The 12,007-nt window shown below is 45.4% G+C and carries 11 protein-coding genes; 6 read left to right on the top strand and 5 right to left on the bottom strand.

Annotated elements, in window-relative coordinates; translation table 11 throughout:
* Window position 1 precedes the first annotated feature (1 nt).
* Window positions 2-484: a GNAT family N-acetyltransferase gene (locus tag AB4507_RS06065; RefSeq protein WP_065584882.1), complete on the bottom strand. Its 483-nt coding sequence runs from the start codon at window positions 482-484 to the stop codon at window positions 2-4.
* Between the two features lie 219 nt (window positions 485-703).
* Here AB4507_RS06065 and AB4507_RS06060 point away from each other — a divergent pair, with 219 nt between their 5' ends.
* The 3 genes from AB4507_RS06060 to grxB all read left to right on the top strand — a co-directional run bounded on the left by AB4507_RS06060 (window position 704) and on the right by grxB (window position 2,987).
* Window positions 704-1,684 carry a Gfo/Idh/MocA family protein gene (locus AB4507_RS06060; RefSeq protein ID WP_017060561.1) on the top strand — a complete coding sequence of 327 codons (981 nt, stop codon included), beginning with the start codon at window positions 704-706 and terminating at the stop codon, window positions 1,682-1,684.
* Window positions 1,685-1,848: 164 nt separating this feature from the next.
* Complete coding sequence (locus AB4507_RS06055; RefSeq protein WP_004733064.1) at window positions 1,849-2,007, top strand: hypothetical protein; 159 nt, start codon at window positions 1,849-1,851, stop codon at window positions 2,005-2,007.
* 347 nt (window positions 2,008-2,354) lie between these two features.
* Entirely contained in the window at window positions 2,355-2,987 is a 633-nt protein-coding gene (gene grxB, locus AB4507_RS06050) for a glutaredoxin 2 (RefSeq protein ID WP_372182376.1), read from the top strand.
* A gap of 140 nt (window positions 2,988-3,127) precedes the next feature.
* On the opposite strand, the gene AB4507_RS06045 is transcribed toward grxB, so the two are convergent.
* Entirely contained in the window at window positions 3,128-3,961 is an 834-nt protein-coding gene (locus AB4507_RS06045; RefSeq protein ID WP_017060559.1) for a pyruvate, water dikinase regulatory protein, read from the bottom strand.
* A 178-nt stretch (window positions 3,962-4,139) separates the two neighbouring features.
* On the opposite strand from AB4507_RS06045, the gene ppsA reads away from it, so the two are divergent.
* On the top strand, window positions 4,140-6,512 hold the full coding sequence (gene ppsA / locus AB4507_RS06040) for a phosphoenolpyruvate synthase (protein WP_372182375.1): 2,373 nt from the start codon (window positions 4,140-4,142) through the stop codon (window positions 6,510-6,512).
* Between the two features lie 103 nt (window positions 6,513-6,615).
* On the opposite strand, the gene AB4507_RS06035 is transcribed toward ppsA, so the two are convergent.
* Together AB4507_RS06035 and AB4507_RS06030 are read right to left on the bottom strand one after the other, a co-directional pair.
* Window positions 6,616-7,407 carry a hypothetical protein gene (locus AB4507_RS06035; RefSeq protein WP_065584879.1) on the bottom strand — a complete coding sequence of 264 codons (792 nt, stop codon included), beginning with the start codon at window positions 7,405-7,407 and terminating at the stop codon, window positions 6,616-6,618.
* Window positions 7,408-7,473: 66 nt separating this feature from the next.
* Window positions 7,474-8,829, bottom strand: a complete 1,356-nt coding sequence (locus tag AB4507_RS06030; protein WP_017060556.1) for a serine hydrolase — start codon at window positions 8,827-8,829, stop codon at window positions 7,474-7,476.
* A 92-nt stretch (window positions 8,830-8,921) separates the two neighbouring features.
* Between AB4507_RS06030 and AB4507_RS06025 the strand changes: the two genes are divergently transcribed.
* Window positions 8,922-9,896 carry an AraC family transcriptional regulator gene (locus tag AB4507_RS06025; protein WP_102321070.1) on the top strand — a complete coding sequence of 325 codons (975 nt, stop codon included), beginning with the start codon at window positions 8,922-8,924 and terminating at the stop codon, window positions 9,894-9,896.
* Window positions 9,897-10,158: 262 nt separating this feature from the next.
* A complete protein-coding gene (locus AB4507_RS06020; protein ID WP_372182374.1) occupies window positions 10,159-11,493 on the top strand; it encodes an MATE family efflux transporter in 1,335 nt (444 codons plus the stop codon).
* Window positions 11,494-11,601: 108 nt separating this feature from the next.
* Here the strand turns inward: AB4507_RS06020 and AB4507_RS06015 are convergent, their stop codons facing one another.
* Complete coding sequence (locus AB4507_RS06015; protein WP_017071577.1) at window positions 11,602-11,835, bottom strand: hypothetical protein; 234 nt, start codon at window positions 11,833-11,835, stop codon at window positions 11,602-11,604.
* Window positions 11,836-12,007: the final 172 nt, after the last annotated feature.

Below are 12,007 nucleotides of genomic sequence, written 5' to 3'. Positions count from 1 at the left end.
TTTAGATCTCCTCAAAACGCATGGACATGGTTCGTGACTGAGTTTCCATTCCTAACGACTCATAGAAACCCTGAGCTTGTTGGTTAAACTCCATTACCTCCAACCTAAGTTCTATCGCTCCTCTCGCCTGCGCCCATTGATTAAAAGACTTCATTAACGCTCGACCAGCACCTTGGCTCTGAACCTGATCGTTCACCACAATCGTATTGACCCTTGCCACCTTGTGCGGCTGAATAAAACTGACCCCTTTGTTCTGCGTTACCTTACCCGCTAAAAAACCAACGACTTGCTTGTCATCGACTGCAACCAAGAAAGCGCCAAGTGGGTCAAGCATCAAACCTAACCAATACTCTTCACTGTCGGCCAAGCCTTGTGACGCTGGTGCAAATACCATAGGCGCACCAAGATGATGTTGACGGTTTATCTGCTCAGAGAGCGCTAAGATCGCGTTAATATCAGTTACCTTGGCCGTCCGGATTTGCATATCATCACCTTGTTTGAATTCAATAACACCTTAGCAAAAATGGCTTAGTTGTGCACCGTTACACTGGTCAACTCAGACGCTCTGTGAAGGCTGAACATTAATATTAGGCACTATGTTTAGGGAAATTGTTCCGTAAATCTCAGGCACATTGCCAGCCGTTGAGTGCTACTATCTCTGCAGAATCAATATACTAACGACGACTAACGACTGGATACCTATATGATTAAGTTTGCTGTAATTGGAACCAATTGGATTACACAAAAGTTTGTTCAAGCTGCGCACGAATCTCAATCGATGCAACTTGCTGCGGTTTACTCTCGAAATCTAGACAGCGCGGCACAGTTCGCCCAAGAATTTGACGTTGAAACCACGTATGACTCACTCGACGCATTGGCCAATGACAACACTGTAGAAGCCGTGTACATCGCTTCCCCTAACTCACTGCATTGCGAGCAATCTATCTTCATGATGGAACACGGCAAGCATGTTATCTGTGAAAAGCCGGTTGCATCAAATATTGATGAAGCAACACGCATGTTCGAAGTCGCTGAGAAAAACGGTGTGGTGCTGTTTGAGGCGTATAAATCTCAATTCCTACCGAACTTTAAGCAAGTTCAACTTGGGTTAGAAAAGATTGGCAAGGTACATAAAGCACACATCAACTACTGCCAGTATTCATCGCGCTACCAAAAATACCTAAACGGCGAGAACCCAAATACCTTCAACCCAGCTTTTTCTAACGGCTCATTGGTCGATATTGGCTTTTACTGTGTTGCCGCGACAGTCGCGCTATTTGGCAAACCTGAAAACGCACAGGCTTCTGCAAAGCTACTTGATTCAGGTGTCGATGCTCATGGCTGTGCGATCTTCCAATACCCTGAGTTTGATGTGACCCTTGCGCACTCCAAAGTCAGCGACTCTTATGCGCCAAGCGAGATCCAAGGTGAATTAGGGGCGATCATCATCGATCACATCGCTGAATGTACTGACGTTAAGATCCGCTACCGCGATGGCACGGTAGAAAACCTTACTCAAGCACAAAGCGAAAACTCCATGAGTTACGAAGCGCAGGCCTTTGCTAGCTGCATTGCTGGCGACAACGCAACACAAGCGCAGGCCCAACTGCGCGCTTTAACGGTTGCGAAGTTAATTACAGAGATGCGCCAACAAGTTGGTGTAGTGTATCCAGCGGATAAATAACGTCACAGCGTAAGTTAACAAACTGATTTTTAATACATAATTATTTATACATAACTGAATTTAATCTTTACGACAAATAACCGGATTAGTTGATTGAGGTCCCATCTGTTTAAATCCGCGTTCGATATCTATCGTATTTATTTAATTTATTGAAGGTGTGTAAAGTGTTTTCAGTTGATGATCGCGTTGTAGCAACAAAAGGTGTTGAACTAGGTGAAATGGTAGTAACTGGCCTAAGTGCTGGTGGCGGCTACGTTCACGTTACAACGGTAGAAGGCGCAATGACGCTTACTTACCCAGCGCAAGATCTTAAAAAAGCATAGTTTAACCACTCTGCCCTTTTAGTAGTCACTCTACTAAAGGTAACAAAATTGAGGCTTTGGCTGACTTCACTCTTCTGCATTAGAGTAAGCAGCCAGAGCCTTTTTTATGCCTGTAATTTACCCACTAGCTTTCTCATTCGCTTACTCGTTACAATAAAACCGCACTCAACTGACAATAGAATTAGGCAACGAGTTTCTACACTAAGTGCTTATTCCCATCGTTCTCTTGATATCCCCGAGCACTTAATCGCAGTGAATAGTTCTTGTTAACAAAGGCTTATTGTCTGCGAAAGTTTCTGGTACATTAGCATCATCTTATACTAAGAAAGACCCGAATGAGGGAAGCTATGAAGCTTTACATTTACGACCACTGCCCTTTCTGTGCAAGAGTCTCCTACATTGCTCAATCGCTAGGCTTGAACATTGAGCTTGTTTCTGTCGATTATGATGATGCCCAAACCCTTATCGATCTGATCGGTAAAAAGATGGTGCCCGTCTTACAAAAAGACGATGGCTCTATCATGGCAGAGAGCCTAGATATCATCGCGTACTTCATGGACTTGAAATCAAGCGATGAGCAGCGTGTGCCATCAGAGCAAGTGACTGTGTTCCAAACTCGCGCATTCCCTCTTACTCAACAAATTGGACGTCCACGTTGGTGGAACCTCGACTTGGCTGAATATCGCTCTGCTGGAGCCAAAGAAGCTTGGCGTGCCAGTAAAGAGACCGAAGGTTTTAACTTTGAAGAACTCTTAGAAAAGACACCTCAGTTCGTTCAGCTGATTAACCCATTACTGAAAGATGCCGAACTCTTACTGGATCTAGAGCATGGTGAGTCATCACTGCCTCTAGTCGATCAAGCGGTGTATTTCTCGATGCTTCGTGGCTTTTGCGTAGAACCAAGCATCAGTTGGCCACCAGCACTTGAACGCTGGTTAGAAAAGAAAAGCGAAACGCTAAAGCTGTCTTTACTTCGCTAGAAAGCTATCTAGATTAAGAAAGCAAGCTCTGATTCGCAAGTGACTACAACGAGCACAAACAAAAAATCGAAGCTCTCAGGTGTAAACTGCGAGCTTCGATTTTCTTTTATCTGGCCATTCTATTTCTCTAAGGCTTTGTCTTACAGCAGACGCCTTCTCAAACCTGTTCGCTCCAAGATTCGTGTCGAAATTTCTTCAACCGATAGTGAAGAGGTGTTGATGTAAGGTATCGCTTCTCGACGGAACATCGCCTCTACCGTTTGCAATTCATACAAACATTGTGAGTCACTGGCGTATTCGCTGCCTGCTAAGCGGTTCTCACGAATTTCAGTGAGCCTTTCTGCGTCAATGGTTAAACCAAACAGCTTATGTCGGTAGATCTCAAACTCGGGCAACAACTTTAAGCGCGCTAAGTCATCGTGGATAAATGGGTAGTTTGCTACGCGTAAGCCAAACTGCATCGCCATATACAAACTTGTTGGTGTTTTGCCACTTCGAGAAACACCCAACAAGATGATGTCGGCTTCTTCCAGCCCTTTTAGCGTGATGCCATCATCATGCGCGAGCGTGTACTCAATCGCAGCAATACGGTCGAAATACTTCACCGAGTCCTTGTTTACACTGCGTGAGCGCTGCAACTTAGGAACAGGCGCCATCTGAATGTCATCCTGTACTTTCTGCACGATGCTCTCTAACACGTCATAACAGTGCGCGGGCGCTTCTAGCAATTTGGTTTTGATATCAGGTATCACAATCGAAAAGAACACCAGCGGTTCTAACCCAGTATCACGATACGAAATTTCAATCTCTTTTAATAAATCAGAAAGTTTGTCCTCACTTTCCACAAACGGAAAGGTTTTTTCATTGGCTTTGAAAGGGAATTGACCTAGAACAACATGCCCTAAAGTCTCACATGTTATGGCCGTTCCATCAGAAACATAGAATACATCACGACTTTGGATATCAATTTGCATTTTTTATTTAATGTTTAAAATTATTTTGAGTAGGATGGGAACCATAATATATATAACGAAACCCTGCTGACTATTACGTCCCCCACAGCTTTAGAAAATAATTTACATTTTTTTAAACTGACACGTAATCGTTTGCCTTTAAATCCCTACAATGCTTGCTATGTTTCTGGAGAAATAAATGCAAAATAATACCCTATGGTTCAATGGCCTATCCATGGAAGATGTCGACAAAGTCGGCGGTAAGAACGCCTCACTGGGCGAGATGGTTTCTAACCTGTCCAATGCTGGTGTTTCTGTACCTAATGGTTTTGCTACCACCTCTTATGCGTTTAACGACTTTCTTGACTACAAAGGTCTTGATGAGCGCATCCACCAACTACTTGATGAACTTGATGTTGAAGACGTTGACGCACTGCGTAAGACAGGTGCAACGATTCGACAATGGGTTCTAGACGCACCCTTCCCAGAATCACTAGAGCAAGACATCCGTGATAACTACCGCGAGCTAATCGAAGACAACGAAGAATTGTCTGTAGCTGTGCGTTCATCTGCAACCGCAGAAGACCTTCCAGATGCTTCATTCGCAGGCCAGCAAGAAACCTTCCTTAACGTGAAAGGCATCGACGCGGTACTCGAAGCAACCAAGCACGTTTACGCGTCACTGTTTAACGACCGCGCTATCTCTTACCGTGTACACCAAGGCTTTGACCACCGTGGCATTTCATTGTCTGCGGGTATCCAGCGCATGGTTCGCTCAGACAAAGCCTCTTCAGGTGTGATGTTCACGCTTGATACTGAGTCTGGCTTCGACCAAGTGGTATTCATCACCTCTTCTTGGGGCTTGGGTGAAATGGTTGTACAGGGCGCAGTGAACCCAGACGAGTTCTACGTTCACAAGCCAATGTTAGAAGCGGGTCACTACCCAATCGTTAAAAAGACGTTTGGTTCTAAGTTGATCAAGATGATCTACTCGACCAATCAAGAAATCGGCAAGCAAGTCGACATCATCGACACCGACACTCAAGAGCGTAACGAGTTCTCACTCAACGATGAAGAGATCAAAGAGCTAGCAAAACAAGCGATGATCATCGAGAAGCACTACCAACGTCCAATGGACATTGAGTGGGCGAAAGATGGCATCGACGGCAAGCTTTACATCGTTCAGGCTCGCCCAGAAACCGTATGTTCTCAAAGCGATCAAAACGTTATCGAGCGTTACGAGCTAAACAATAAGGCGGATGTCTTGGTTGAAGGCCGCGCTATCGGTCAGCGTATCGGCTCTGGCCCTGTTCGCTTGGTTGATTCTCTAGACCAAATGTCACTGGTTCAAGAAGGCAACGTGCTGGTAACTGACATGACAGACCCAGACTGGGAACCTGTGATGAAGAAAGCGTCTGCGATTGTGACTAACCGTGGTGGCCGTACTTGTCACGCTGCGATCATTGCTCGTGAGCTAGGCATTCCAGCAATCGTTGGTTGTGGCAGCGCAACAAGCAGCCTAAACGATGGCGATACCGTGACAGTGTCATGTTCAGAAGGCGAAACAGGTTACGTTTACAACGGCGAACTCGACTTTGAAATCAAACGTTCTGAGGTTGATGAGCTACCAATGCTACCGACTAAAGTGATGATGAACGTGGGTAACCCAGATCGTGCTTTCGATTTCGCGCAGATTCCAAACGAAGGCGTCGGCCTTGCTCGTCTAGAGTTCATCATCAACAAGATGATCGGTATTCACCCGAAAGCACTGCTCAACTTTGACGCACAGTCTGATGAGCTTAAAGCTGAAATCACACAGCGTATTCGTGGTTACAAAGATCCTATCGATTTCTACGTAGGCAAACTAACAGAGGGCATCGCGACCATCGCTTCTGCATTCTGGCCTAAGCGTGTGATCGTACGTATGTCTGACTTTAAGTCGAATGAGTACAGCAACCTTGTAGGCGGCAAAACATTTGAACCACATGAAGAGAACCCAATGCTGGGCTTCCGTGGTGCATCTCGTTACATCTCACCAGTATTCGAAGACTGTTTCGAGCTAGAAACTCAAGCGATCAAACGTGTTCGTAACGAGATGGGTCTTAAGAACATTGAAATCATGATTCCATTCGTTCGCACGCCAAGCGAAGCAGCATCGGTTATCGACATTCTGGCTAAGTTCGACCTTCGCCGTGGCGACCAAGGTCTGAAAGTGATCATGATGTGTGAGCTACCATCGAACGCAATTTTGGCTGATGAGTTCTTGAAGTACTTCGATGGCTTCTCTATCGGTTCAAACGACATGACACAGCTGACGCTTGGCCTAGACCGAGATTCAGGTGACGTGGCACACCTATTCGATGAGCGTAACCCAGCCGTGAAAGCAATGCTGAAAATGGCGATCGATGCAGCAACCAAAGCGGGTAAATACGTGGGCATTTGTGGCCAAGGCCCATCTGACCATGACGACCTAGCAGAGTGGTTAATGGAGCAAGGCATCAGCTCTGTTTCACTAAACCCGGATACGGTTATCGATACGTGGTTGAAGCTAGGTAACGTTGCTAATAAATAAGTAAATAAGTAAATAAGTAACGCTTCACGCGGTACCTTAACGACAAAAGCCAGTCACGTTGACTGGCTTTTCTAGGTTCTTTGCAAATTAGCTGGCTAGAGCGCTAGAAGTAGTATCTCACACCAACCCAAGCTTCGGTTTGCCAACCATTCGGCATTGGCACACCTTTCACATCAACATCCGCTTTGGTAATGTCATAGCGCGTATTCAACCACCAAGTTCTTGCAGTGTTCATCGGCACATTTAACGATGTTTTAAATGAGAAGTTTTGCATGTCGATATCATCACCAGAAAGATCTTGCCACTCAGGAACCAAAGACACATAAGCGCCAGAGTCACCGAGATGCTTCGCGGTAATCAAACCAAGCGAGTATCCCGTTAAATCATCTTTAGATGAAGTGACGCCAGGGATCTCCATACTACCAGTCATCAGTCCTGCTCTTGGAAATACCAGGAATCCACCGGTATAAGCTGGATTAATCGCAACAACACCGCCAACCGACAATAAGTCATTTTTAATACTGTTGCGCGTATTAATATAATCTAATGAAAGACCCACTTTAGGCGTAGCTTTCGTCCCCGTTTCAAAGACGTGGAAGTACTGAATTCTAGAGTTGCTGTACTCTGTACCGAATTTGTCTGGATCGCGAAGCGCTGTGTTGCTTTCATCGACAAACGTCCCTTCGGCCAGTAGGGCAAACTGCTGACCGTTTTCTAAACCGCCAGAAACTTGCCCTTGAAATTGGATATCTGAACTACCATTCAGCATCAATGCAGCTTGAGTATAAACTTTAGTGACATCAGCAGGATCGATAACACGTTCGGAATCTGAATCAGCATGTGCAGGAAGGGCTAGACCTAAACTCAACGGGATTAATAGAGCAAAATTTTTCATTATATCTCTCGAAAGTCGTTTGCTTCCTCCTTGAAGCCTGGAACATCCTGTTAGGTAATAAATAGATTACTTGTCAGCAAGTAGTTTTGCTGCCGAACGCATTAGTGCAGGGCCTTTATTCTCACCAAAACCTGAGTGGTATGGGTTGGTTGAGAACATCACACCCACAAAGTCACGTGCAGGATCGATGTAAATAAATTGGCCTAGGTTGCCACTTTTCGACATTGCACCGTCATTGAAAATGAAATCAAATTGGTATGCGTTGTAGTCTGCTTTTTCGTTGTATGCGTGCAGTGAACTGCTCTCTTTGCTAGTACCTACGAATGCTTTTGGATCACCGCCGTTGCGGATACGATCAATCACAGCTTGTGACACCACTGGCTCATCAGCCACCGCTTTCCAGCTAGGTGTAAATAGTGTTCCCCAGCGAGCCATGTCTTCTACCGTTGATGAAACCAAGCCAACCGCGATCGCCATGCCATCTGGCGTCAAGTTGAATTGCATTGGTTGACGTGCGTGCACTTTTGACCAAACACGATCTTCGAATACTTGAGTCCAAGTTTTGTTCTCAACGTTTTCAACTAACTTAGTCAGCACCATGGTGTTGATAGATGCGTAACGGAAATGGTCACCGGCTTTTTCACCTTCCAGTTTCTGTGCACCTTGAGCCACTTCCATCCAAGTTTCCATTTCACCCGTTTTTGCACGAGGTGAGTTAAACGATGCCGCAAAGAAACGCACCACATCAGAGTCTGGGTTCAAGATAGACTCTAATGTCTCTTCATTGTCTAGCGCGGTCGACATGTTCAGAACTTGGTGTACTGTGATGCCATCCCAGTTCGTTCCTTTCAATTCAGAAACATACTCAGCGATCTCTTTTTCAGGGTCGACTTTGCCCTCTTCCACTAACATTGCGATCACTGTGCCAACCGTCGTTTTTGCTGTAGATGCCCAAACGTGCGTATCTGTCGGCTTCATACCTGGGTAAGCTTCGTAAACGATCTCCCCTTTGTGAATCAACATAAAGCCTTGGGTACGGAACTGTTCATCCGCCAAGTACTCATCCATTGTCAACTGACCTTTGCTTTCAGTATCAACTTTCAGTGCAGCGAGTCGTGGGTCGATATTTTTGACTAAAGGCTTGTACTCTTCGTTTGGAGCCGCCAGTGCCGTTGGTAGAAACTCACTCATGTGCATGTTGTAGTAAACGCTGTGGTCGCCGCCCATCTGCCAATGAAAGTTATTGAATAACTCACGAGCTGAGTCAGTAAAACTTGGGGTAAATGCTGTGCTCGCCTCTTTCACGGTCAAGGTAACTTGAGCACCTTCAACTTTCAGAGCTTCTTCAACTGGGTTTGCTGCAAGAGCAAATGATGATGGGGTCGCTAACGATACTAGAACGGCAATGTGTTTAAGTTTCATAATTGTTCTCCTGTTTAGGTTAGGAAAAGTATAGGGAGATGCGCTACACTTAATTAGGTCACTTGATGACATTTAATGGTAGGCACAAAACAATGAAAGCATCATCGAACACCACCAGCATACTGCTCACTTCGACCAGTAACATTGCTCCATATATTCAGTATTGTGACAAACATAGACTGGATTGGCGCACCGTCGCCGTTGCGTGCGGTCTACCCATTGAACTGACACAATCCAATCAATGGCTTCCTACACAAGACGTGATTCGCTTCATTCATGGCCTTGAGCGTAAGTTTGGCTATTCGATAGGGATTGAGGTTGGACGTAAGGCCTCTCTAGAGCAATTGTCACCTGAGCTAGACCGAAAAATTGAACAATGCACTTCTCTCGAGCAAGCGGTACGCTGCTTGATTACTGAAATATCGACCTTAAGTAATCACGTCACCATATGGACGGAAAAAAGCGATGGATTGTGGTGGCTGTGTCATCGAAGTTGCTATGACCCATCGACCTCAGGTTTTGAACAAGCAGAATGGTTTCGCGCCCTGACCGTGATTAGCCTATGCCGTAAGTTCATTGACAGTCGCTGGCAACCATCACACGCCAAGTTGGTCTCTAAGAACAACAGCGCACGTAAATTACCTAAGCATTTCTTTGATTCTGATATTCAGTTTGAAGAGCAATACGGTGCGTTCTCGATTCCGCTGCCCGATGATTATCGTGCCATTTCAGAACGAAATAGTACCCAAGATTGGCATCACGCTGTCGAGATATTAATAGACACCTATGCGACTCTACCTTGGTTCAATATTGAGTGGTTTGCGACCATGCTCGGCATGACAAAACGAACGCTGCAGAGAAACCTGAAGAGCAAAAACATTCTCTTTAAACAAGCCAAAGAACAAGTTCGGGAAGCTAAAGCAAAACAGCTACTTGAAGAGACCAACCTTTCTGTTCAAGACATCAGTTGGCAAGTGGGTTACAGCGACTTGAGTAATTTCAATCGTGCATTCAAAGGTTGGGTTGGAGTCACGCCACCAAGTTATCGGGATAAAGCGAAACATTAGAAATAGTCGAATGGAAAACCTTTAGACCCAATCCGCTAATATAAAACTCAGAAACAAGATACGACACCTTAAATTTCAATAAGCGAACGCATAAAGTTGCATTGCACAATGCTCACATACCGATGAAACTGTGCAAAGGTAATATCGATAGATTTAATGACATTTATTGGTATCGAGCTAACGTTACGTTATCCTTTACGCAATTCTTCATTGAATGGATTGTCACTACGACAAACCTACCTTCAAGACTGATAAGAGTGTTATGAATTCTACGACCGCAACTCCCTCGCCTTCTCTTGGCCGACAACTCTATACAATGACATGGCCAATGCTGTTTGGGGTGCTCTCCCTGATGAGCTTCCAACTTGTAGACAGTGCTTTTATTGGCCAGTTAGGCGTACTGCCGCTCGCGGTTCAAGGCTTCACGCTACCAATTCAGATGATCATTATCGGGATTCAAGTCGGACTAGGCATCGCGACAACGGCTGTGATCGCGAGAGCTATTGGGGCTAACGAGATACGCTATGCCAAACAGCTCGGCGGATTAGTCGTTGCGATGGGCAGTGTGAGTGTCGCGCTGTTCTCGGTCATCATCTATCTGTTGCGTGGTCCTATTTTACAACTCCTCGATGCACCACCGACGGTACTGCCGATCATTGATTATTACTGGATCTATTGGCTGGTAAGCTCTTGGACAGGCGCACTGCTCTACTTTTTCTACAGTGTGTGTCGTGCCAATGGTAATACCATGCTGCCCGGTTCGATGATGATCGCGACCAGCATCATCAACTTGATATTGGACCCGATTTTCATATTCACGCTCGACATGGGCATCAACGGAGCCGCGATTGCGACCATCTTGGCGTTCGGTGCGGGTATCTTTATCGTTGCTCCTAAGGTAACTAAGAAGCATTGGATGACATTCGACTGGCACGATCTTGATATCGGCAAGAGTATTCGTTCTATAGGAAACATCATGGGGCCTGCGATGATCAGTCAGCTACTGCCACCAGTCTCTTCGATGCTCGCCACCAAACTGCTTGCAGGCTACGGCACAGCAGCCGTTGCAGCTTGGGCGCTAGGTTCACGTTTTGAGTTCTTTTCGATTGTTGCAGTGCTTGCTCTGACTATGTCGATGCCACCTATGATTGGCCGAATGTTGGGAGAAAAGAACCTAGGGAACATACGTAGTCTTGTGAAGATTGCCGTGATGTTTGTATTAGGATTCCAATTGGTGATCGCACTGGTAACTTGGATGTTCTCTGGCGGGTTGGCAAATCTCATGACCAGCGAAGACGAAGTCTCGACCATTTTGAACTACCACTTACTTATCGTTCCTATCAGTTTAGGGCCGTTGGGTATCTGTATGCTGATGGTTTCTCTCTCGAACGCGCTTGGTAAGTCTTATACTGCCTTAACGATATCAGCACTGCGCCTGTTCGCCTTCTTCTTGCCTTGCTTATGGATTGGTTCGCAGCTTGCTGGTATTGAAGGCCTGTTCTGGGGTGCCATGGTGGGTAATGTGCTTGCCGGTACATGTGCTTGGTTTATGTACCAACGCGCACTTGGGCAAGTCGAGGCTAAGCTTTCTAATTAATCAGTTAGCGAACTAAACGGCTTGCCAGCTAAACCGCTATAAAGTTATTAAACGAAAAAGCAGCCACTTAGGCTGCTTTTTTAGTTTCAGACTTAAAATATATTGGGGTTAGACTTGCTCAAAGTAAGCCAAAAACTCACCGCAATCTTTTTGGAATGGTGGCAATATTTCTGCTAGTGTTTCATCATCCCAATGCCACCATTCAAAGCTTTCTAATCGCCCGGCATAGCTAGGAGCATCAAACCGAGGACGCAGTTGCCAAACGCAATCGAGTATGGCGGTACGCCTTAAGCAGCGGTTACCAACGAAAACAATCAAGCAGTTCAGGCCCTGCATCAACATAAATGAGTTAATCATTCCATTGTATCAAAGTACTTCACCAGCCTAAAACTGCAGTACTTCAGTTTCATTCGGGACCATTTTAAAAGGAAGCTATACCAATTAAAGTAAAAATGTGATCTAATTAAGATTGATGAATTATTGTGAAATTTAGCCATGGATAGCCTTAATAACA

Source organism: Vibrio sp. 10N.222.54.A3 (assembly GCF_041474095.1).
GTDB lineage: Bacteria > Pseudomonadota > Gammaproteobacteria > Enterobacterales > Vibrionaceae > Vibrio > Vibrio crassostreae_C.
This window is presented reverse-complemented; position numbering and strand designations above follow the sequence as displayed.